We start from the raw sequence: 23,939 nt of genomic DNA on the forward strand, positions 1-23,939 counted from the left end.
AGAGCCCCTTTTTTTATATATGCCATTCTTTATAAAATTGATTTAAAAACTGTTCCATAAACGCATGTCTTTCTCTAGCTAATTTTCGACCAGTTTCAGTATGCATTAAATCTTTTAATTTTAATAATTTATCATAAAAGTGACGTATAGCGGAAGGTTCTAAATTAGTAATCGTTTCAATATTAGGTATGTCACTATGTGGTGATTCTGTCCACATTGGCTCATTAAAATGGCCTGAAAATTGAAATGCTCTAGCAATACCAATAGCACCAATCGCATCTAGTCGATCTGCATCTCTAACAATTTGTCCTTCAATTGGAAGGTCTACATGATTATTTTGTCCATTTCTATAACTTAAATGTTGAATGATGTAAATAATCTTTTGTTGTTGATCAGAAGATACGCGAATGTTCTTTAAAAATGTTTTTAAACAATCTAAAGCATTGGCTTTATTTGTTAACTTATCATCAATGACATCATGAAGTAATGCAGATAATGTGATAATTAAATATTCTCCTTGTTGCTCGCATTTAGAGATTGTTTGAGCTAGTGACGTTACACGTTCTACATGTGCAACATCATGACCAGAATAATCACTTTTATGAAAATCTTTCATATATCTATGCGCTAATTCTATTTGTCGTGTTACATCCATTTTAATCTCCTTATTGTTCAGATGAGTTCGGGACTAAAGTATTATTTTAAGACTATAATATTTTCATTGTGATTTTTTAAGCCACTATATCTAAATTATCTATAGAATAGGTGAAAGTAATTGAGATATACCTTCTTTAAATTTAATCCACAGGCTTCGTTTATTATATAAGTCTTCAGTGAGTCGGTAAGATACTTTCATATCTTGAATAAATGCTTCTTTTAGTTGCGCTGCAATTGCTTCATCATAGATGAATGCGTTTACTTCAAAGTTCAATGTAAAACTACGATTATCCATGTTGGCAGTACCTACTGAAGCAATTTCATCATCAATAATTAATGTTTTGGAGTGTAAGAAACCATTATCATAATGATAGATTTTCACGCCAGCTGATAATAGAGAAGCTGCGTTTTTTAAGGTAGCCCAATAAACAAAAGGATGATCAGGTTTATTAGGAATCATGATATTGACCTCTACACCACCTAAAGCTGCTATTTTAATTGCATCAATGAAGGCTTGATCAGGAATAAAATAGGGTGATTGAATATAAATAGATTGTTTAGCTGAAGAAATCATTTTCAAATAACCATATTTGATTTGCTCCCAATCTTCATCAGGACCACTTGAGGCAATTTGTACACCTATTGTTCCACCAGAGTCTACATCAGGAAAATAGCGATCTTCATATTCGATTGAATCACGGTTTGATTGTGAGTTCCAATCTAATATAAATCTCAGTTCAAGTGCGTTTACAGAATCTCCTTCTAATCGCAAATGAGTGTCTCGCCAATATCCAAATTTTTTATCTTTACCTAAATATTCGTCGCCTACATTAAAACCACCAACATAACCAATTTTACCGTCAATAATAACTATTTTTCTATGGTTTCGGTTATTCATACGTAGGTTTATAAGTGGGAGTTTAGAAGGAAAGAAAGATTCAACATGTCCACCTTTTTGACGAAAGTGTTTTAAATCTTTTTTTCTTAGAGTTCTTGATCCCATATCATCGTATAACATTTTAACTTCTAAGCCCTCATCAAGTTTATCCTCAAGTGCTGAGAGAATTCGATGACCTAATTCATCACTTTTGAAAATATAGTATTGAATATGTATATAATCTTTTGCATTTTTAATATCACTTAATAATGCATCAAATTTTGCATGGCCATCAGTATAAATCTTGGTTTGATTATCAGTAGTAAGGAATGCAGCATTGTTAAAAAGTAACATGCGTACCATTTCTTTAAACTTAACAATTTGATGATTACCTTTTGAGAAATCGTCGCTTTCTAATGCTTCAATTTGTTCATCGACAATCATAGCAAGGCCTTTACGGTCTTCTTTTTTCAATTTAAAAATACGATTGCGTTGAATTTGGCGTCCTAATAGTAAATATAAAATAAACCCTATAATTGGTAAAAATACTAAAACAAGTAGCCAAGCCCATATTGAACCAGCACTACGGCGCTCCATAAAGATAATAACAAACGCAAAAATTAAGTTTAATATAAAGGCAGCAATTAAAATGATATTAATAATCAATGAGGAATGCGTGAAAGACATTGAGTATATTTCTACCATAGTACGCCTCCTGTTTATTTTTTAATTCTTGCAAGAATAAGATAAGTCTAGTACTTTCTTAAACTTAATTGTATCATGGCATTAACTAAATAGCATGACCCTTTTTCATGAAAATAAGTTACAGTGTTTGACGAATATGAAGGTAAATTATACGATATGATAGTACTATTAGAAAGGGTGACGACCTTGAATAATCATGAAAATGCACATCATTCCGATCAAATTAAAATGAATTTAAAATCAAGACTTAATCGTATTGAAGGGCAAGTTAGAGCGATTAATCGCATGATTGAAGAAGATGTATACTGTGATGACGTGCTAACTCAAATTAGAGCTACAAGATCAGCTTTAAATAGTGTGGCCACTAAGTTGCTAGATCATCATATGAAAAGCTGTATCATGGATAAAGTGAATAACGGCGCTCAAGAAGAAGCGATGGAAGAATTGTTAGTGACTTTTCAAAAATTAATGAAAGATTAGGGGTTAATTAAATGAACTTTAGTGAAATTAGAATTAGTGAATTAAATACTGAAGAGCAAGCTAATTCACTCCAACATAGACTTGAGAAGATGATAGGTGTAGATGAAGTAATTGTAGAACTAAATGACCAATTAGTTAAAATTTCTTATGAAACACCTACGAATTTAAATAGTATTGAAAAAGAAATTTATGATGATGGTTATAAGGTATTAGGTTGATAATTTAAAATAATTTTATTAAATATCAATTTTATGCTGAATTAATGTAGTAAAACAACGATAATTGGGGTAGTATAACTTTGAAGTCATAAAACGAGGTGAAAGCCATGAGTAATTCGGATAAATTGCAAAATGTTGTTAAATTATTATCGTCATTAGGTGTGAATATTAATAAAACTAAATCTCGTTTAGACATTATTAATACATTGCCAGCTACAACACCTGTGCGCCAAGAACTTAAATAGTCTGCTAGCAATTGATAAAGGTAGAAGAGTCTGGGACATAAACCCTAGAGAAATAGCCAGTAAATGAGTTTTAACAAATTCATTTACTGGCTTCTTTATTTACAATACTCCGTATTGTTGGCTCGCTTTCTTAGGGGACAGCTTCAGCCTGTAGTCTTCAGCTTGTCCTGTTCCCTCAAGAGTCTCGCCAAAATACTTTGTATTTATATGTAATTTTACATTGTAATACTTTAAAAAAATAAAGCACTTTCGTATAATTTAATAAACATCACTAAACTAAATTAACGAGGTGCCTTATGTATAAAAATTATAACATGACTCAACTTACTCTACCAATGGAAACTTCAGTTCTTATCCCCACAAATGATATTTCACGACATGTAAATGATATTGTTGAAACAATTCCTGACAATGAATTCGACGAATTCAGACATCACCGTGGTGCAACTTCGTACCATCCTAAAATGATGTTAAAAGTGATTCTATATGCCTACACACAATCTGTATTCTCAGGTCGTAAAATAGAAAAAATGCTTAATGATAGCATCCGAATGATGTGGCTATCACAAAATCAAAAACCTTCTTATAAAACAATTAATCGATTTAGAGTAAATCCAAAAGTAGATGCTTTATTAGAATCTTTATTTATTCAATTTTACAGTCAGTGTGTAAAACAAAATCTTATAGATGATAAAGCTATTTTTATTGATGGTACAAAAATTGAAGCAAATGCCAATCGATATACATTTGTATGGAAAAAGAGTATTCAAAACCATGAATCAAAGATGAATGAGGATTCTAAAGCCCTCTACCATGAATTGGTAACCAATAAAATCATACCGGAAATTAAAGAAGATCATGATAATGAATTAACAAAAGAAGAAATAGATTTGATTGGTAGTCACTTAGATAAAGAAATCGAAGATTTAAACCAACATATCAACAATGAAAAATGTACTAAAACAAGAAAACAAATACGTCTCAAAAGAACTAAAATCAAAAAATACAAAAAGCAAATCAATGATTATTTTGAGCGAAAGTATCGATACGAATTTCAAAAATCTATTTTAAAGGATAGAAATAGTTATTCTAAGACAGATCATGATGCGACATTTATGAGAATGAAAGAAGATCACATGAAAAATGGACAACTTAAGCCAGGGTATAATTTACAAATAGCGACAAATTCCCAATTTGTTTTATCTTATAATGTGTATCAAAATCCAACGGATACTAGAACGATGATTCCATTTTTAAATTCAATTCAAGAGACCTACGGTCATTTACCTGAATATATTGTAGCTGATGCAGGTTATGGTAGTGAATCAAATTATAAGGCAATTATAGATGACTTTAATCGAACGCCACTCATAACATATGGAATGTTTATAAAAGATAAAACTAAAAAATATAAAAGTGACATCTTTAATACTCAAAATTGGAACTATGACGAAATTAATGACGAATTCATTTGTCCGAATAATAAACGGCTAGGTTTTAAAAGATATGCCTATCGTCATGATAAGTATGGTTATAAGCGAGACTTCAAATTATATGAATGTGATGATTGTTCAGAATGTCCTCTGAAAAATCAATGTATGAACTTCAATTCAAAAACAAACAAAAAAATAATGAAGAATTATAACTGGGAATATTTTAAATCCCAAATTAACAAAAAGCTTTCAGAACCAGAAACAAAAAATATCTACAGTCAAAGAAAAATTGATGTGGAACCTGTTTTTGGATTTATGAAGGCTATTTTGGGTTTCACTCGGATGTCTGTCCGAGGACTCAATAAAGTCAAAAGAGAACTTGGTTTTGTATTAATGGCACTTAATATAAGAAAAGTAGTAGCTCAACGAGCTGAAAATAATCAAAAAATTTATAAAAAAGACAATTTCTATATTATTTCAATAGAAATTGTCTTTTTTTCACTTATCCAAGAACTTTATGTCCCGGACTCTTCTTTATTAGGCATTGTTTGTCTTTGATGGAAATGTATAGATAAGACGACACCTATACCAACCATTAAACTCCATAGTGAACTACCGCCATAACTAATAAATGGTAGTGGAATTCCGGTAATAGGTAGTAATTGGATTGTCATACCTATATTTTGTAATATATGGAAAACAAGTAGTGATACATAGCCTATGATAAATATTTTGCTGAATGGAGATTCAACTTTCGTAGCAAGTCGAATTAAATGAAAAATCAATGCTAAAAAGATGAGTAGTAAAACTACAGCGCCTATAAATCCCATTTCTTCTCCAACTACTGAGAATATAAAATCTGTATGATTTTCAGGAATGTAAACCTCACCATGATTAAATCCTTTACCGAATAATTGACCAGACCCAATCGCTTTTAAAGATTCTGTTAAGTGATAACCGTCTCCAGCACTATATGAATATGGATCCAACCAAGAATTAATTCGTCCCATTTGATACATTTTCACACCTAGAAGGCTCTCAATTAACGTTGGTTTATAAATGATAGCTAATATAATAGTTCCTCCAAAAACAAAAGCGACTATAAATAATGGTGCTAAAATTCTCCATGTAATACCGCTAACTAACATTATACCGATAATAATAGCGCAAATCACAAGCGTTGTACCTAAGTCATTTTGTAATAAGATTAAAGCCATTGGAACTATTGAAATTCCTATGATTTTAAAGAACAAGACTAAATCAGTTTGAAAAGATTTATTAAAAGTAAAACGATTATGGTTAGAAACGCTCTTTGCTAATGCTAGAATTAAGATGACCTTCATAAATTCTGAGGGTTGAATACTTACTGGTCCAAATGAATACCAACTTTTAGCACCATTAATGATTGGTGTAATAGATGTTTCAGGTAATATGAGTAAACCGATAAGTAGTACACAAAAGATAAAATAAAGAATATATGTATTATTTCTAATCTTTTTAGGTGAAATAAGCATAATAACTAATGCGATAATAGCACCTAATATGTAATATATGATTTGGCGAATACTAAAGTTTGCACTATATTGTCCTCCACCCATAGCTGAACTAATCGTAGTAACACTTATAATGGCAAGTATGGTTAATAATGCTACAAGTATCCAGTCTATCTTACGTAGCCAATGTTTTGAAGGCTGTTGACGGGATGAATATTTCATGAGAAAACTCCTTAAATTCTTATAATCGAACGATTAATATTATATACAAATTTTACATGACTTTATATTAATTTGCTAGAAAATAACAGGCTGAATATAGAAAACTAAAAATTCTATCTAAAATTGTGTTTGAATTATGATTGGTAAATTAATCTAATATAAACCAAAAAAATTATTTAAACATAATTAGATTTAAGTTGATAAATGCAAAATCACTTTAGACTGTGATAATATTGTTTTTTAGAAAGCATAGTTTAAACTAAATAAAATTTATAAAATATTGATAGTTAACTAAAAAGAAAAAGTAAAAATGAATTGAAAGAGATATAGACATTTGTAAGAAGTTTAAATAACGTAATAGTTTAATACTTCTCATAAATGATTGAGTTATGATCTTTCTTAATGGAGGAACTACTTATGGTAAAAGAAAACATTTGTATCGTATATGGTGGTAAAAGTGCTGAACATGATGTTTCTAAATTGACTGCGCAAAATGTTCTTAATGCAATTGATAAAGAAAGATATTTAGTGGATATCATTTATATTACGAATGATGGCTTATGGAAGAAAAAAGAAAATATCACTGAGGAAATTAAAGAAATTGAATCCCTAAATATGACAGATATAGAAGCGGGCGAAATCACTATTTTGCTTAAAGAAAGTAGAAATGGTAAACCTTATGATGCAATATTCCCATTACTTCATGGCCCTAATGGTGAAGATGGTACAATTCAAGGGTTATTTGAAGTTCTTGATTTACCATATGTTGGAAACGGTGTACTAGCTGCATCAAGTTCAATGGATAAACTTGTCATGAAACAATTATTTGAACATAGAGGATTGCCTCAATTACCTTACATTAGTTTCTTAAGAAGTGAATATGAAAAATATGAGGGGAATATTATTAAACTCGTTAAAGATAAACTTACATATCCAGTATTCGTAAAACCTGCAAATCTTGGCTCAAGTGTAGGTATTAGTAAATGTAATAATGAGGATGAACTAAAATCAGGTATTGAGGAAGCTTTCCAATTTGACCGTAAACTCGTTATTGAGCAAGGTATTAATGCTCGCGAAGTTGAAGTAGCTGTATTGGGCAATGACTATCCTGAAACAACATGGCCAGGAGAAGTTATCAAAGATGTTGCATTCTATGATTACAAATCAAAATACAAAGACGGTAAAATCAGTTTACAAATTCCTGCAGAATTAGATGAAGAAGTGCAAATGACATTAAGAAACATGGCATTGGAAGCATTTAAAGCTACAGATTGTTCGGGATTAGTACGTGCGGATTTCTTTGTTACTGAAGACAATCAAATTTTTATTAATGAAACAAATGCAATGCCTGGATTTACAGCATTTAGTATGTATCCAAGTTTATGGGAGAATATGGGGTTATCTTATTCTGACCTAATCACAAAATTAATTGACCTAGCTAAAGAACGTCACGAGGATAAAAAGAAAAACAAATACACAATTGACTAAGAGAGGGATTCATAAATGATAGAAGTTACTTTACAGCAAATTCAGGAATGGATACCTTGTGATATTGATTCACAATATTTACGACAAACCATCAAAGGTGTGACGATCGATTCACGTGCAATCAAAACTAATATGTTATTTATACCATTTAAAGGTGAGAACGTAGATGGTCATTGCTTTGTTTCACAGGCGTTAAAAGATGGCGCTGGGGCTTCTTTCTATGAAAAGGGCCATGACATTGATGATAACGTGAAGGGACCTATTATATGGGTAGACGATACATTAATTGCGTTACAACAATTAGCTAAAGCATATCTTAAACATGTGAACCCTAAAGTAATAGGTGTTACTGGTTCAAACGGTAAAACAACTACAAAAGATATGATTGAGAGTGTATTACACACTGAATTTAAAGTAAAAAAAACGCAAGGTAATTACAATAATGAAATAGGCTTACCGTTAACTATTTTAGAGCTTGATTTAGATACAGAGATTTCAATATTAGAAATGGGTATGTCTGGATTCCATGAAATAGAATTACTTTCTAATATAGCAGAACCAGATATTGCTGTTATTACTAATATTGGTGAATCACATATGCAAGATTTAGGTTCTCGTGAAGGCATTGCTAAAGCTAAATCTGAAATAACAATTGGACTTAAAAAAGAAGGAACATTCATCTATGATGGTGATGAACCATTGCTTGAACCACATGTTAAAAAAATCAAACACGCTAAATGTTTAAGTGTAGGTTTGAAACAAGATAATGCTTTAGTATGCGAAGTAGAACATAGTGAAAATGATGGCATTGCTTTCTCTATTAACGGTAATGAACATTATAAATTACCTATTCTAGGAATCCATAATATGAAAAATGCAGCTATCGCTATTGCTATTGGTCATGAACTAGGACTTAAATATGAGACTATTCAACATAACATTAATCATGTTCAACTTACTGGTATGCGAATGGAACGCCATATTACTGATGATGATATTACTATCATAAATGATGCTTATAATGCCAGTCCTACAAGTATGAAAGCCGCAATTGATACTTTGAGTCAAATGGAAGGTAGAAAAATTATTGTACTTGCTGACTCACTTGAATTAGGGGAAAATAGTCGTTCAATGCACGAAGAGGTAGGCGCATATTTAGAAGGTAAAAACATCCATACATTATTAACATATGGCAAAGATGCAAAGTATATTAGTGATATTGGAGGACAATTTGTTGACCACGTTGAATATTTTATTGATAAACAACAATTAACTCAATATTTAATAAATAACTTAGTTGCTAACGACAAAGTTCTTGTAAAAGGTTCAAGAGGAAATAAACTTGAAGAAGTTGTAAATAAATTGATTTAATTATTTTCAAAATTACTATCAATCTAAGCAAGTCACTAATTAGGAATCTAAATCCTTTAGTGGCTTGTTTTTTTACTTTAAAAATTTAATTAACAAGTGAAAAATGTAAACGCTATTATATGAAAATAGGTTTGAAAACGAGTTCATCTATAAAATTGCTTTATTGCGATATGTAATTTTAGGTGGTACTATATAGAAGTTGACGTAATAAGAGGACCTTATATACACAAACGTATATTGATAAATAAGAAAGTTAAAAGGAGAATTATATTGCAAAATTTTAAAGAACTAGGGATTTCGGATAAAACAGTTGAGACCCTTGAAGCAATGGGCTTTAAGGAACCCACACCTATCCAAAAAGATAGTATCCCTTATACATTAGAAGGAAAAGACATCCTTGGACAAGCTCAAACTGGTACAGGTAAAACGGGAGCGTTCGGGATTCCTTTAATAGAAAAAGTTGTGGGTCAATCAGGTGTACAAGCGTTAATATTAGCACCTACAAGAGAATTGGCTATGCAAGTAGCTGAACAATTAAGAGAATTTAGCCGTGGTCAAAATGTACAAGTTGTAACGGTATTTGGTGGTATGCCAATCGATCGACAAATTAAAGCTTTAAAAAGAGGACCACAAATCGTTGTAGGTACACCAGGACGTGTCATTGACCACTTAAATAGACGTACATTAAAAACAAATGGTATTCATACATTGATTTTGGATGAAGCGGATGAAATGATGAACATGGGATTCATCGATGATATGAGATTCATTATGGATAAAATTCCAGCTGAACAAAGACAAACAATGTTATTCTCAGCAACAATGCCTAAAGCAATCCAAACTTTAGTACAACAATTCATGAAATCTCCTCAAATCGTTAAGACAATGAACAACGAAATGTCAGACCCTCAAATTGATGAATATTATACAATAGTGAAAGAGCTTGAAAAGTTCGATACATTTACTAATTTCTTAGATGTACACCAACCTGAATTAGCCATTGTCTTCGGTAGAACAAAACGTCGTGTGGATGAATTAACAAGTGCTTTATTATCTAAAGGATACAAAGCAGAAGGCTTACATGGTGATATCACACAAGCTAAACGTTTAGAAGTATTGAAGAAATTTAAAAATGATCAAATCGATATATTAGTTGCTACAGACGTTGCGGCACGTGGTTTAGATATTTCAGGTGTAAGTCATGTATATAACTTTGACATTCCTCAAGATACTGAAAGCTATACACATAGAATCGGACGTACAGGAAGAGCTGGTAAAGAAGGCATCGCTGTTACATTTGTAAATCCAATTGAAATGGATTACATCCGTCAAATTGAAGATTCAAATGGAAGACGCATGAACGCTTTAAGACCACCTCACCGAAAAGAAGTATTAAAAGCGCGTGAAGATGATATTAAAGATAAAGTGAAAAATTGGATGTCACGAGAAAGTGAAGCACGTTTGAAACGTATCTCAAGCGAGTTATTAGAAGAATATGATAGTACTGAATTAGTTGCATCATTACTACAAGAATTAGTAGAAGCAAATGATGAAGTGGAAGTACAATTAACATTTGAAAAACCATTAGCACGTAAAAATCGCCAAGGTAAAGGTAATGGATCACGTCGTGGTGGAAAACGTAATAACAAGTTCGATAATAAAAACAAACGTTCAAAAGGTAACTTTAATAAGAAAAAAGGTAAAAAACCTGACCGTCGTGAAAGACAAGACAAAGGTAGATCTACGATGAAAGGTCGAACATTCGCAGATTTACAAAAATAAAATAATTCAATATTGAATTTTATAATCAAACCATCTCATGCTTTTGAGGTGGTTTTAAATTTGATTAAATAGTAGAAGTAATTTAACAATTTCGCATATTCAGCAAGGTCAGTAAGCCTCACACTAAATATGATATAATAAAATAAAATTGCAAAGGAGTATATTATGAAGGTAGAAAGTTCATTTCATAAGAGTCCTAAAAATGCACTGAAATACCACTGGCTTAATAGTGGTATCTTATTTTTAATAGAACTGATTATCATTGTTGCACTATTTTCAATGTGGCGATATTTTAATTGGTACCACCTTATTGTCTACATACTTATCTTCTTAGTCTTCATTTCGGTTATTCGTTTACTATTACAGCCCATTATTAATTATAAATATCGTTTTTATAGGGTTAATGATAGAAATGTCGAAGTTAAAAAGACTTTTATCTTTAAAAAACACCAAATAACTAAAATTGAACGGCTACAATTTTTAGAAATTAAAAGTAATCCTATTTTAAAGCTATTAAATTTAAATATTTTAATTTTTGTAACAGCGGGACATGAACTAAAATTACCAATTGTCTCAGAAGAAGAAATGAATCAATTATCAGAAGATATTTTTATAGCATTGCGAGGTGCTGATTCAGATGTTTAATCCACAAAAATTGCATCCAATTTCATACATAACAGGGATAATAGACGTAATTAAACAAAATATTTTTACATTTATCATATTAGTTGGTTTTAATATATGGAATTTTGATTTTACAGAAATTCGTCATTATATTGGCCCATCAATCTTTTTATTTATCTTTATTTTGACGTTTATACATCGATTTTTAGAAATTAAAGTTACAAGATATTGGATTGAAAACGATCAATTTATTGTTACATCTGGTTGGTTAAATAAAAAAAGAAAAGAACTAAATCTAAGTAGAATTCAGTCATTAGATACAACACAAGGTTTGATTAACCAAATCGTGGGTGGTGTTAGTTTACAAATTAAAACGCCAAGTGATGGTATTGAATTGGCAACAATAACGAAGAAACAGAGTGAGTTCATTGAACAAACCATACGTATGAGACAAAAAGAATTAAATAATGATACTCAAGAATATTCAATCAATGATGAAGCGGATGAAAATGAACTAAAAACTGAGCAATACAATGCGTCGACAAGTGTAACAGAAAGTAATTCAGAACATGTGTTCAATATGTCCTTAACTTCACTAATTCTAATGGCTATGACGAGTGGGGCAATAGGTGTGGCCTTTGCTGCCGTTTCGCCAATAGTAGGTGCATTTCAAGATATTATCCCTTGGGATAAATGGACGTCTAATCTATGGCATTGGGTAAATTCTGTACTTATTATTGTGTTGTTTGTTGTTGTATCGATTTTAATCATTAGTTATGTTTTAGGAACTATAATTACGATTATTCGTTATTATAACTACAAAGTTGTACAACAGGGGAATCATCTTAAAATTAGTTATGGTCTTTTTAATGTGAAAAATCTAACAGTTCCAACTGATCGACTACAAGCAGTGTTAGAGAAACAATCTTTCTTAAGAAAAATATTTGGATATACCTCTATACACTTTATAATCACGAGTGATATGGACATAGAGTCTAAAGATGATGCAAGTGACAATGGTAAAATTATGATATTACCATTTATAAGACAAAAAGAAGCGTATGAAATTATTGGAAAGCTTGTACCAGAAATGAAGTTTAATAAGGTCGAAAACATTATGCCGTGGAATGGATTTCATCGTCACTTTTTTATACCAAGTATTATCGTTTTAATTTTAGCTAGTATTGGAACTTATTTTTGGAGTGCATGGAGCTTTTTTATCGCTTTGATGATAATTATTGTGATGATGTCTCATGCATATATCTACGTTAAAAATGCTGGCTTAGTGATAGAGAATGATGAAATTACTTTGAAACGCGTAAGCACTTTTGGTTTTCAAACATATTACTTCAAAACGGATAAAATTATAGGTATGGAAACGAGCCAACATCCTTTTCTCGAAAGAAGTCATTTAGCAAATTTATATTTCCTTATTGCTAAGGGATCAATATTTGAGTTTATGGAATTAAAGTTCATAAAAGAAGATACATCGCAACGCTACGTTGATGCGTATTTAAGAGGTGAGTACGATGTCTAATTATAATTACATGAATAAAAACGGCCTTAAAGTGATGAGGATTGCTTCAATGATTACTAGCATTATTTTTACAATTATAGTGATAATAGCAAGCATTTTATGTGATTTATACATTGAGGAAATGAGTCGCGCATTACTTGTAAGTCTTGCGATAGTACTAATCATTTTATGTTGTGTTGTTTTTATAGTTATAACACCATTTTTAAAATATAAAAACTTTCGTTATAGTCATTCAAATGATGAAATTTATATAAGAAGAGGCATTATTTTTATCAATACTAAAATTATTCCATTTTATAGAATTCAAAATATCGATATTAAAGAAGGTTTTTTAATGAGAAAATATGAGTTAGCATCATTGCATTTGTCGACTGCAGGTGGTGTTTCTCAAATAGACTTGATTGCAAAGACAGACGCAATTAATCTTAAACAAATGATACAAAATAAGAAAAAAATTCAGCAAAATGATATTAGTGAAATGAATAAGAAAATAGATCATTCAAATTTACCTAGTGAGTGAGGGATTAGCATGATACATGGAATAGGTATTGATTTAATAGAAATTGATAGAATTAAAAAAGCTTTTGAGAAACAAAAAGACAAGTTAGTAAAGAGAATTTTAACACAAGAAGAGGAACAACAATTTCATTCATTTAAAAGTGAAAAGAGAAAATTTGAATTTTTATCTGGTCGTTTCGCAACCAAAGAAGCTTTCAGTAAAGCATTAGGTACAGGCTTAGGAAAAACAGTGGCATTCAAAGACATTAATTGTTACAACGATATAAAAGGTAAACCATGTATAGATTACAATGGTTTTATCGTACATGTTTCAATAACTCATACAGAACATTATGCGATGAGTCAGGTTTTGTTAGAAAAGAGAGATTAACAGTATTATAATAAAAATAATTTCTACCTCGTATTTTGAACGAGTTAAATCAATAATAAACAAGATTTTTTTACTAAATAAGAGGAGGATTACGTATGTCAGATAAATTCTATAGATCAACTTATTTAAACGTAGATTTATCAGCGATTTTAAATAACTATAATACTGTTAGAACGTTGCATAGCGATAAAACAGTTATACCAGTAGTAAAAGCTAATAGTTATGGGCTAGGTAGCGTTAAAATCGCACAACATTTAATGAAAAACGGTGCTGACTTTTTTGCAGTAGCAACTCTTGATGAAGCTATTGAACTACGTATGCATGGAATCAATGCTCAAATACTTATCTTAGGCGTCATTCCTCTTGAAGATATAAATAAAGCTATTCAACACAGAGTTGCTTTGACTGTACCATCATTACAATTGCTACAACATGCAATAGAATTAATTAGTGATGATAATGAAAAGAATTTATGGCTACATGTGAAACTCGACACAGGTATGGGCAGACTTGGAATTAAATCACTGGAAGAATATAAAGAAGTCATTGACTTAATTCAAAGTCATCCTCATTTGGTATTCGAAGGTGTATATACGCACTTTGCTAATGCTGATGAACCTGGCGACTCAATGGATCATCAATATGAACAATTTGAAACCTTAGTAACTCAAGCTGAAAAACCTAAATTCATACATTCTCAAAATTCAGCTGGTTCCTTATTGAGAAACTTTGAATTATGTAACGCAGTTAGACTTGGTATTTCACTTTATGGTTATTATCCGTCAGCGTATGTAAAAGAAAAAGTTGAAACTGAATTACAACCAAGTGCGCAATTATTAACACAAGTTGTCCAAACTAAATATTTAAAAGTTGGCGAATCGGTAAGTTATGGCAGTACATTTACAGCAACTGAAGATATAAAAATCGCAATTTTGCCAATTGGATATGCAGATGGTTACTTACGCTCAATGCAAGGGGCATTTGTTAATGTCAAAGGCCATCAATGTGAAGTCATAGGTCGAGTATGTATGGATCAAATGATAATTAAAGTGCCAGATGATGTAAAAGAGGGAGACTCTGTGACACTTCTAGATAATGCTTATGATTCACCTCAATCAGCTGAAACTCTAGCTCAAAAACAAGACACGATTAGCTATGAAGTTTTATGTAATTTAGGTAGACGTTTACCTAGAATCTATCAAGTTGATGACGAGATGCATGTAACTAATGAATTATTAAAATAGTATAGTCACTTGAAATAAAATTTGTTATTATAAAATTAATTAAAGTTTATAATGTCTTATTTGGTATCAACTGGAGGTTCATATTATGCTTACTTTCAATCAAAATAGAAGTCACAGTCTTGAACAATCTTTAAAAGAAGGCTATGCACAAATGGCCGAATTAAATCTCTCCCTAGCGACAGAAGCTTTTCCTCTAGAATGCGAAGCTTGTGATTGCAACGAAACGTACCTTATTTCTAATTATAAAAGTGAATGATTAGAAGAGGCGATGTATATTTAGCTGATTTGTCACCAGTACAGGGCTCAGAACAAGGGGGAGTCAGACCTGTAGTTATCATTCAAAACGATACTGGTAACAAATATAGTCCTACCGTAATCGTTGCTGCGATTACGGGAAGGATTAATAAAGCGAAAATACCCACACATGTTGAAATCGAGAAAAAGAAATACAGACTTGATAAAGATTCAGTTATTCTACTCGAGCAAATTAGAACATTAGATAAAAAACGACTAAAAGAAAAATTAACATATCTATCTGATGAGAAAATGCAAGAAGTGGATGAAGCGTTAGACATTAGTCTAGGATTGCATGATGAAGTTAAAACGCAAAACACATAACTTAATTCATGTATAATTCAAAAGTATTTCATTTTAACTATTAAAGACAATATTTTAAATTCAGTTATTCGAATTTTCGTAATTTAATTTCTATGCACTTAATACATATTAGTCTTATTTGAAGGTAAGTACTAGATTAATTAATAGTCTTTAGTTGTTGACTTTAGGTAATACCTAAAGTCTTTTTTAAATATAAAGCATATTATTTAATATTATGGTTTTAACAATAATGAATTTTATTAATAAATATCAAATGCATATAAATAAGTTCTAAGTAATAGATATATTGAAGCAAGGAGGCAGATTTTTGGAAGAATTTAAGCAGCATTATAAGCAACTTATTGATGAAAGTTTAGTTACGCAAAATAAACAACAATTTCTAAAAAAGTGTAATGATTTTACAGATGAAGTAATTAAAAAAGATATTCTACCTGAAGATATTGTGAATATACACAAATCATATGTAACCTCCTTAAATTTAGATAAAGAACAAATTTTTGATACATTAGATGTGTTACAAGAGGTTGTAAAAGGGTTTGGATATAGTTATCGAGACTACCAAAAGTTAGTTGATAAAATGCAATTCCACGATAAAGAAATTGATTTAGCTTCTAGGCTTCAACAGACAATGTTAAAAACAGATATCCCTCAATTTGATAGTATACAGATTGGTGTGATTTCTGTTGCTGCTCAAAAAGTGAGTGGCGACTATTTTAATTTAATTGATCATAGGGATGGAACGATGAGTTTCGCTATTGCTGATGTTATAGGTAAGGGAATTCCAGCTGCATTAGCTATGAGTATGATTAAATTCGGAATGGACTCCTATGGGCATTCCCAATTACCTAGTGATGGATTGAAACGTCTTAACCGTGTTGTGGAGAAAAACGTAAATCAAAACATGTTTGTGACCATGTTTTACGGATTATATGAAGAAATGAACCATCTACTTTATTGTAGTTCTGCAGGTCATGAACCTGGATATATATATAGAGCGGAAACTGAAACATTTGAAGAAATTGAAGTTAGAGGAAGAGTCTTAGGTGTAAGTCAGCACACTCGTTATACTCAACAAGAAATTCCCATTCATTTAGATGATTTAGTTATCATATTTACTGATGGTGTTACAGAAGCAAGATACACAGATGGCGAATTCATAGCTAAAAACACATTGTTGAACCTCATACGTAAGTATAAGCATATGCATCCACAAGATATAGTACAAATATTATATGAAGCTATATTAAAAATACAAAACCCTAACAAACGTGACGATATGACTATTATGATTATAAAACGTGTAAATTAAATATTAAATTTTTAGATTATATAAATCTAACTATGGGTATACTTACTAAAGTATACATATTATTAGTAACAAAAGACTAAACTAGGAGTGTAAGAACTATGAACCTTAACATTGAGACGGTAACACATGATGAATATTATGAAGTCATTGTGGCTGGGGAATTAGATGTTTATACAGTACCTGAATTAGAAGAAGTTTTGATGCCAATGCGTCAAGAAGGTACTCATGATATTCACGTAAATGTGACAAACGTTAGTTATATGGATTCTACAGGATTAGGTTTATTTGTAGGAACATTAAAAGCTTTGAATCAAAATGATAAAGAATTATATATTTTAGGTGTATCAGATAGAATCGGAAGATTATTTGATATTACTGGCCTTAAGGACTTAATGCATGTCAATGAAGGAACGGAGGTAGAGTAACTTGCCTATTAAAAATGATTATATCGAGATGAAATTGCCTGCCTCTGCTGAGTATGTGAGTTTAATTCGTTTAACTCTATCAGGTGTCTTCTCAAGAGCAGGCGCATCTTACGACGATATAGAAGATTCTAAAATTGCAGTAAGTGAAGCCGTTACTAACGCAGTTAAGCATGCTTATAAAAATGATGAAACAAATGGTATGATTAATTTATGTTTTGAGTTATTTGATGATAAAATAAAAATAGTTATCTCAGATCAAGGTGAAAGTTTTGATTATGAAACGACTAAGTCACAGCTAGGACCATACGATGAGAATGAAAATATCGATTTCTTACGTGAAGGCGGACTTGGTCTTTTCTTAATTGAATCCTTGATGGATGAAGTGAAAGTCTTTAAAGAATCTGGTGTAACAATCAGCATGATTAAGTATATAAAAAAAGAGCAGGTGCCAAATAATGACGAAAGAGTCGAAATCAGTTAATGATGTATCACCTGAGCAAATTAACCAATGGATTAAAGAACATCAAGATAACGCTAATACAGAAGCTCAAGATAGATTAGTTAATCATTATCGAAAATTAATTGAATCTTTAGCTTATAAGTATTCTAAAGGACAATCACATCATGAAGATTTAGTTCAAGTTGGTATGGTTGGTTTAATAGGTGCTATTAACAGATTTGATTTGTCTTTTGATCGCAAATTTGAAGCATTCTTAGTACCGACCGTTATTGGTGAGATTAAGAGATATTTAAGGGATAAAACTTGGAGTGTTCATGTTCCTAGAAGAATAAAAGAAATAGGCCCACGTATCAAAAAAGTAAGCGATGAACTAACAAATGAGTTGGAAAGATCTCCATCAATTGCAGAAATTGCTGACCGTTTAGAAGTTTCAGAAGAAGAAGTGTTAGAAGCTATGGAAATGGGACAAAGCTATAATGCGCTTAGTGTTGATCATTCAATTGAGGCAGATAAAGATGGTTCAACAGTAACTCTACTAGATATCATGGGGCAAAAAGATGACAATTATGACTTAACTGAAAAACGTATGATTCTTGAACGTATTTTGCCTATTCTCTCAGATAGAGAAAGAGAAATTATTCAATGCACGTTCATAGAAGGATTAAGCCAGAAAGAAACTGGGGAACGTATTGGATTAAGTCAAATGCATGTATCACGCTTACAAAGAACTGCAATTAAGAAATTGCAACAAGCTGCTAAACAATAAAATATTACATTTAGAGTCTAGAACATTAATCATATAAAACTATAGTGGACAGTCGCAATTGTTGCATGTATTGATAAGAAGTTCAACTAGTAGTTTTTCAGGTCTAGTCATCTTTGTGGGGGTGGGACAATGAATTCACTATGAATTCTATCCGACTCCTTTTTTTCTTTTGAATTAAAAAAGCAATGCTTAAAATTAAATATTGTATACTTAGAGAAATAAGAATTTTTGAAAAGTGTGGTTATATAAATGGATAAAATGTTAATGAATGAAATAGTGTCTAAATATCAATTTTCTGAAAAACAAGTAAAATCCGTATTAGAATTGCTAGAAGAAAATAATACTGTTCCTTTTATAGCAAGATATCGTAAAGAAGCAACGGGTGGTTTGGATGAAGTTCAAATCAAACAAATTTCTGACGAATATCAATATGTTGCAAATTTACAGAAAAGAAAAGATGAAGTTATACATAATATTGAACAACAGGGATTATTAACAAATGAACTAAAAGAAGCTATTCTTAAACAAACCAAATTGCAACGTGTCGAGGATCTTTATAGACCTTTTAAACAAAAAAAGAAAACAAGAGCAACTGAAGCTAAGCGAAAAGGACTTGAAAGTTTAGCCCAATGGATTAGTGATGGTCAACAGGGTGAATTGAGCAAAAAAGCTGAGGCGTATATTAATGATGAAGTAGCTACTGTTGACGAGGCAATTCAAGGAGCGTTAGATATCATTGCTGAACACGTTTCAGATAATCCTAAGTATCGTAGTCGTATATTGAAAGATATTTATAGGCAAGGAAATATTGTAACGGCTAAGAAGAAAAAAGCGGATGATGAAAAAGAAACATTTGCAATGTACTATGACTATGTGGAACCTATTAAGAACGTTGCTAATCATAGAGTGCTAGCTATGAATCGTGGTGAAAAAGAAAAAGTACTTTCAGTCAAGGTAGAATTTGATACTCAACAAATAGCAAGTGCTATTGAAAAAAATGAGGTTAAAAGTAATAATCCACATGGAGATTATATTAAATTAGCAATTGAGGACAGTTTAAAAAGGTTGATAATGCCTTCAATTGAAAGAGAAATACGCGCTGATTTAACTGAGAAAGCCGAACAACATGCTATTGAGGTCTTTAGTGAAAATTTAAAACACTTATTGTTGCAACCGCCTATGAAAGGCAAGCAAATATTAGGGGTTGACCCAGCATTTAGAACAGGATGTAAACTAGCAGTCATTAATCCTTATGGGACTTTTATTGATAAAAGTGTAATTTATCCGCATCCACCTAAATCTAAAGTAGAAGCATCTGAAAAAGAAATTGTCCGAATGATTAAAGAAAATAATATAGAGCTTATTGCTATTGGTAATGGTACAGCCAGTCGTGAAACTGAACAATTTGTTGCTGATGTTATCAAAAAATATAATTTAGATATTAAATTTATTATTGTCAATGAAGCGGGGGCCTCAGTGTATTCTGCTTCTGAAATTGCTAGATCTGAGTTTCCTAATTTTCAAGTTGAAGAACGAAGTGCTGTTTCAATAGGAAGACGAGTTCAAGACCCATTAAGTGAATTAGTTAAAATAGATCCTAAATCTATTGGTGTGGGTCAATATCAACATGATGTAAATCAGAAAGAACTTGAAAGTGCATTAACATTTGTTGTTGAAACAGCCGTAAACCAAGTTGGTGTAGATGTAAATACAGCATCAAAATCTCTATTACAGTATGTTTCTGGTCTATCTAGCGCAATAGCTCAAAACATTATTGATTACCGTGAAGAAAATGGAGCAATCAAGCACAATAAAGAAATAAGTAAAGTGAAACGATTAGGTGCCAAAACATTTGAACAAAGTATAGGATTTTTGCGTATTGTAGATGGCTCTGAACCACTTGATAATACGTCAATTCACCCTGAGAGTTATGATGTGACATATGAATTATTGACTGTTTTAAATTTTGATATCAATGATTTAGGAACTGACAAGTTAAAAACTGAATTATCCAACATAAACACAAATCAAATAGCTGAACAATTAAATGTTGGAGTACCAACTTTAGAGGATATTATAAAATCTCTAATGGCACCTAATCGAGATCCGCGTGATGAGTTTGAAACGCCTATCCTTAAATCTGATGTACTATCTATTGAAGATTTAAAAGAAGGTATGAAATTAAGTGGAACAGTAAGAAATGTTGTTGATTTCGGAGCATTTGTAGATATAGGTGTGAAACAAGACGGATTAGTGCACGTATCTAAATTATCAAAAAAATTCGTCAAAAATCCTATGGATGTAGTTAGTGTTGGAGATATAGTAGAAGTTTGGATTCTTGATATCGATAAAAATAAAGGAAAAGTTTCTCTAACAATGATTGATCCACATGAATAATAATGAACTTCAAAATATGGTTGAAAGCATTTCAAATCGATATTTTAATGAACCTTTTCGTCATAATGCTTTGTTTAATAATAAGCTACGTACTACAGGTGGACGTTATATGTTAGATTCACATAACATTGAAATTAATCCTAAACAATATCAGTATTATGGTAAAAATGCATTAATCGATATAATTAAACATGAGTTATGTCACTATCATCTGCATTTAGGTGGAAAAGGTTATAAGCATAAAGATTCAGAATTTAAAATATTGAGTAAGCAAGTTGGTGCTCCGAGATTTTGTGCACCAATTCAATCATATGAAGCGCGTGCTAATTATTTATATAAATGCCAATCATGTGGTTACAAGTATTTAAGGATAAGGAAAGTAGATGTTCGGAAGATGAGGTGCGGTATTTGTAATGGAAAGTTATCACTAATAGAACATTTAACTTAGCTACTAAGTAACTAAAATTGAAATTCAGGTCTACTTTTACAAAAATTGTAGATCTGAATATTTTTGTTTATTAAATGTTGACATTAATTATAAAAACATGTATAGTTATTATCATTGCTTTAATAAAAGAGTTAAACATTAATTGTTTGTAAAACATCTTTAAAAATATGTTAAAAAGTTATTGACATTTCATTACAAAACATTTACAATTGTTTATGTTCTCGATAGTTAATAGTAACTATTGCGTTTTGCCAGCGGTCGTGGCGGAATGGCAGACGCGCTAGGTTGAGGGCCTAGTGGGAGAAATCCCGTGGAGGTTCAAGTCCTCTCGGCCGCACCAAATAAACTTTTAATTTAATATGCGGGTGTAGTTTAATGGCAAAACCTCAGCCTTCCAAGCTGATGTTGTGGGTTCGATTCCCATCACCCGCTCCATTATTAATGAACATTGAAAACTGAATGACAATATGTCAACGTTAATTCCAAGAACAGTAACTTAAATGTTACAAAAACTATTTAGTATTATGAGCTAATCAAACATCATAAATTTTTATGGAGAGTTTGATCCTGGCTCAGGATGAACGCTGGCGGCGTGCCTAATACATGCAAGTCGAGCGAACAGACAAGGAGCTTGCTCCTTTGACGTTAGCGGCGGACGGGTGAGTAACACGTGGGTAACCTACCTATAAGACTGGGATAACTTCGGGAAACCGGAGCTAATACCGGATAATATTTCGAACCGCATGGTTCGATAGTGAAAGATGGTTTTGCTATCACTTATAGATGGACCCGCGCCGTATTAGCTAGTTGGTAAGGTAACGGCTTACCAAGGCGACGATACGTAGCCGACCTGAGAGGGTGATCGGCCACACTGGAACTGAGACACGGTCCAGACTCCTACGGGAGGCAGCAGTAGGGAATCTTCCGCAATGGGCGAAAGCCTGACGGAGCAACGCCGCGTGAGTGATGAAGGTCTTCGGATCGTAAAACTCTGTTATTAGGGAAGAACATACGTGTAAGTAACTATGCACGTCTTGACGGTACCTAATCAGAAAGCCACGGCTAACTACGTGCCAGCAGCCGCGGTAATACGTAGGTGGCAAGCGTTATCCGGAATTATTGGGCGTAAAGCGCGCGTAGGCGGTTTTTTAAGTCTGATGTGAAAGCCCACGGCTCAACCGTGGAGGGTCATTGGAAACTGGAAAACTTGAGTGCAGAAGAGGAAAGTGGAATTCCATGTGTAGCGGTGAAATGCGCAGAGATATGGAGGAACACCAGTGGCGAAGGCGACTTTCTGGTCTGTAACTGACGCTGATGTGCGAAAGCGTGGGGATCAAACAGGATTAGATACCCTGGTAGTCCACGCCGTAAACGATGAGTGCTAAGTGTTAGGGGGTTTCCGCCCCTTAGTGCTGCAGCTAACGCATTAAGCACTCCGCCTGGGGAGTACGACCGCAAGGTTGAAACTCAAAGGAATTGACGGGGACCCGCACAAGCGGTGGAGCATGTGGTTTAATTCGAAGCAACGCGAAGAACCTTACCAAATCTTGACATCCTTTGACAACTCTAGAGATAGAGCCTTCCCCTTCGGGGGACAAAGTGACAGGTGGTGCATGGTTGTCGTCAGCTCGTGTCGTGAGATGTTGGGTTAAGTCCCGCAACGAGCGCAACCCTTAAGCTTAGTTGCCATCATTAAGTTGGGCACTCTAAGTTGACTGCCGGTGACAAACCGGAGGAAGGTGGGGATGACGTCAAATCATCATGCCCCTTATGATTTGGGCTACACACGTGCTACAATGGACAATACAAAGGGCAGCGAAACCGCGAGGTCAAGCAAATCCCATAAAGTTGTTCTCAGTTCGGATTGTAGTCTGCAACTCGACTACATGAAGCTGGAATCGCTAGTAATCGTAGATCAGCATGCTACGGTGAATACGTTCCCGGGTCTTGTACACACCGCCCGTCACACCACGAGAGTTTGTAACACCCGAAGCCGGTGGAGTAACCATTTGGAGCTAGCCGTCGAAGGTGGGACAAATGATTGGGGTGAAGTCGTAACAAGGTAGCCGTATCGGAAGGTGCGGCTGGATCACCTCCTTTCTAAGGATATATTCGGAACATCTCGTAGAGATGAGGAGTAACGTGACATATTGTATTCAGTTTTGAATGTTTATTTTAAACATTCAACAACTAAATGAAAATTGCATTCAAAATTATATTTTGATATACTATTTTGATGTAATTGTTTGTT

General features: G+C 32.5%; 22 protein-coding genes, 2 tRNA genes, 1 rRNA gene and 1 pseudogene. 23 read left to right on the forward strand and 3 right to left on the reverse strand.

The features are described from left to right. Positions 1 to 13: 13 nt before the first annotated feature. On the reverse strand, positions 14 to 655 hold the full coding sequence (locus EQ029_RS04185) for an HD domain-containing protein (protein WP_016931420.1): 642 nt from the start codon (positions 653 to 655) through the stop codon (positions 14 to 16). A 99-nt stretch (positions 656 to 754) separates the two neighbouring features. Continuing rightward, entirely contained in the window at positions 755 to 2,239 is a 1,485-nt protein-coding gene (gene cls / locus EQ029_RS04190) for a cardiolipin synthase (protein WP_011275257.1), read from the reverse strand. Between the two features lie 156 nt (positions 2,240 to 2,395). Between cls and csoR the strand changes: the two genes are divergently transcribed. The 4 genes and pseudogenes from csoR to EQ029_RS04210 all read left to right on the forward strand — a co-directional run bounded on the left by csoR (position 2,396) and on the right by EQ029_RS04210 (position 5,156). Further along, the gene (csoR, locus tag EQ029_RS04195; protein WP_046309851.1) at positions 2,396 to 2,719 is read left to right on the forward strand and encodes a copper-sensing transcriptional repressor CsoR; all 324 of its coding nucleotides are present in this window, start codon (positions 2,396 to 2,398) and stop codon (positions 2,717 to 2,719) included. Between the two features lie 11 nt (positions 2,720 to 2,730). Next, positions 2,731 to 2,937, forward strand: a complete 207-nt coding sequence (gene csoZ, locus EQ029_RS04200; RefSeq protein ID WP_011275259.1) for a putative copper chaperone CsoZ — start codon at positions 2,731 to 2,733, stop codon at positions 2,935 to 2,937. A gap of 107 nt (positions 2,938 to 3,044) precedes the next feature. Further along, on the forward strand, positions 3,045 to 3,182 hold the full coding sequence (locus tag EQ029_RS04205; protein WP_103261999.1) for an Lmo0850 family protein: 138 nt from the start codon (positions 3,045 to 3,047) through the stop codon (positions 3,180 to 3,182). 296 nt (positions 3,183 to 3,478) lie between these two features. After that, positions 3,479 to 5,156: pseudogene (locus EQ029_RS04210) on the forward strand (IS1182 family transposase). On the opposite strand, the gene EQ029_RS04215 reads toward EQ029_RS04210, so the two are convergent. Then, positions 5,131 to 6,330: an FtsW/RodA/SpoVE family cell cycle protein gene (locus EQ029_RS04215; protein ID WP_011275262.1), complete on the reverse strand. Its 1,200-nt coding sequence runs from the start codon at positions 6,328 to 6,330 to the stop codon at positions 5,131 to 5,133. The pseudogene EQ029_RS04210 and the gene EQ029_RS04215 overlap by 26 nt on opposite strands. A 417-nt stretch (positions 6,331 to 6,747) precedes the next feature. Here EQ029_RS04215 and EQ029_RS04220 point away from each other — a divergent pair, with 417 nt between their 5' ends. The 19 genes from EQ029_RS04220 to EQ029_RS04310 all read left to right on the forward strand — a co-directional run bounded on the left by EQ029_RS04220 (position 6,748) and on the right by EQ029_RS04310 (position 23,788). Further along, positions 6,748 to 7,818 (forward strand): D-alanine--D-alanine ligase, encoded by a 1,071-nt coding sequence (locus tag EQ029_RS04220; protein WP_057504952.1) that lies wholly within the window; start codon positions 6,748 to 6,750, stop codon positions 7,816 to 7,818. A gap of 15 nt (positions 7,819 to 7,833) precedes the next feature. Continuing rightward, positions 7,834 to 9,189: a UDP-N-acetylmuramoyl-tripeptide--D-alanyl-D-alanine ligase gene (locus EQ029_RS04225; RefSeq protein WP_011275264.1), complete on the forward strand. Its 1,356-nt coding sequence runs from the start codon at positions 7,834 to 7,836 to the stop codon at positions 9,187 to 9,189. Positions 9,190 to 9,459: 270 nt separating this feature from the next. Continuing rightward, positions 9,460 to 10,971: a degradosome RNA helicase CshA gene (gene cshA / locus EQ029_RS04230; RefSeq protein WP_016931362.1), complete on the forward strand. Its 1,512-nt coding sequence runs from the start codon at positions 9,460 to 9,462 to the stop codon at positions 10,969 to 10,971. A gap of 165 nt (positions 10,972 to 11,136) precedes the next feature. Beyond that, positions 11,137 to 11,616, forward strand: a complete 480-nt coding sequence (locus EQ029_RS04235) for a PH domain-containing protein (RefSeq protein ID WP_011275266.1) — start codon at positions 11,137 to 11,139, stop codon at positions 11,614 to 11,616. Beyond that, on the forward strand, positions 11,609 to 13,132 hold the full coding sequence (locus tag EQ029_RS04240) for a PH domain-containing protein (RefSeq protein ID WP_016931363.1): 1,524 nt from the start codon (positions 11,609 to 11,611) through the stop codon (positions 13,130 to 13,132). The genes EQ029_RS04235 and EQ029_RS04240 overlap by 8 nt, the downstream gene beginning before the upstream one ends. After that, a complete protein-coding gene (locus EQ029_RS04245; RefSeq protein ID WP_016931364.1) occupies positions 13,125 to 13,652 on the forward strand; it encodes a PH domain-containing protein in 528 nt (175 codons plus the stop codon). The genes EQ029_RS04240 and EQ029_RS04245 overlap by 8 nt, the downstream gene beginning before the upstream one ends. 9 nt (positions 13,653 to 13,661) lie before the next feature. Next, on the forward strand, positions 13,662 to 14,021 hold the full coding sequence (acpS, locus tag EQ029_RS04250; protein WP_037559766.1) for a holo-ACP synthase: 360 nt from the start codon (positions 13,662 to 13,664) through the stop codon (positions 14,019 to 14,021). A 95-nt stretch (positions 14,022 to 14,116) separates the two neighbouring features. Then, positions 14,117 to 15,265 carry an alanine racemase gene (gene alr, locus EQ029_RS04255; protein ID WP_057504951.1) on the forward strand — a complete coding sequence of 383 codons (1,149 nt, stop codon included), beginning with the start codon at positions 14,117 to 14,119 and terminating at the stop codon, positions 15,263 to 15,265. Between the two features lie 85 nt (positions 15,266 to 15,350). Then, a complete protein-coding gene (gene mazE, locus EQ029_RS04260; protein ID WP_011275271.1) occupies positions 15,351 to 15,521 on the forward strand; it encodes a type II toxin-antitoxin system antitoxin MazE in 171 nt (56 codons plus the stop codon). Beyond that, the gene (locus EQ029_RS04265) at positions 15,518 to 15,883 is read left to right on the forward strand and encodes a type II toxin-antitoxin system PemK/MazF family toxin (RefSeq protein WP_011275272.1); all 366 of its coding nucleotides are present in this window, start codon (positions 15,518 to 15,520) and stop codon (positions 15,881 to 15,883) included. Before mazE ends, EQ029_RS04265 begins: the two co-directional genes overlap by 4 nt. A 307-nt stretch (positions 15,884 to 16,190) precedes the next feature. Then, complete coding sequence (locus EQ029_RS04270; RefSeq protein WP_037559762.1) at positions 16,191 to 17,192, forward strand: SpoIIE family protein phosphatase; 1,002 nt, start codon at positions 16,191 to 16,193, stop codon at positions 17,190 to 17,192. A gap of 98 nt (positions 17,193 to 17,290) precedes the next feature. Beyond that, entirely contained in the window at positions 17,291 to 17,617 is a 327-nt protein-coding gene (locus EQ029_RS04275) for an anti-sigma factor antagonist (RefSeq protein WP_011275274.1), read from the forward strand. A 28-nt stretch (positions 17,618 to 17,645) separates the two neighbouring features. Further along, positions 17,646 to 18,098 carry an anti-sigma B factor RsbW gene (rsbW, locus tag EQ029_RS04280; RefSeq protein ID WP_046309853.1) on the forward strand — a complete coding sequence of 151 codons (453 nt, stop codon included), beginning with the start codon at positions 17,646 to 17,648 and terminating at the stop codon, positions 18,096 to 18,098. Continuing rightward, a complete protein-coding gene (sigB, locus tag EQ029_RS04285; protein ID WP_011275276.1) occupies positions 18,073 to 18,843 on the forward strand; it encodes an RNA polymerase sigma factor SigB in 771 nt (256 codons plus the stop codon). Before rsbW ends, sigB begins: the two co-directional genes overlap by 26 nt. Positions 18,844 to 19,092: 249 nt before the next feature. Then, positions 19,093 to 21,240 (forward strand): Tex family protein, encoded by a 2,148-nt coding sequence (locus EQ029_RS04290; RefSeq protein ID WP_016931366.1) that lies wholly within the window; start codon positions 19,093 to 19,095, stop codon positions 21,238 to 21,240. Continuing rightward, complete coding sequence (locus EQ029_RS04295) at positions 21,233 to 21,688, forward strand: SprT family protein (RefSeq protein ID WP_016931367.1); 456 nt, start codon at positions 21,233 to 21,235, stop codon at positions 21,686 to 21,688. Before EQ029_RS04290 ends, EQ029_RS04295 begins: the two co-directional genes overlap by 8 nt. A 254-nt stretch (positions 21,689 to 21,942) precedes the next feature. Beyond that, positions 21,943 to 22,028 (forward strand) — tRNA-Leu (locus tag EQ029_RS04300). Between the two features lie 21 nt (positions 22,029 to 22,049). Continuing rightward, a tRNA-Gly gene (locus tag EQ029_RS04305) sits at positions 22,050 to 22,123 on the forward strand. 114 nt (positions 22,124 to 22,237) lie between these two features. After that, positions 22,238 to 23,788 (forward strand): 16S ribosomal RNA (locus EQ029_RS04310). Positions 23,789 to 23,939 lie beyond the last annotated feature (151 nt).

The organism is Staphylococcus haemolyticus (assembly GCF_006094395.1).
In the GTDB taxonomy this organism is placed as follows: Bacteria; Bacillota; Bacilli; order Staphylococcales; family Staphylococcaceae; genus Staphylococcus; species Staphylococcus haemolyticus.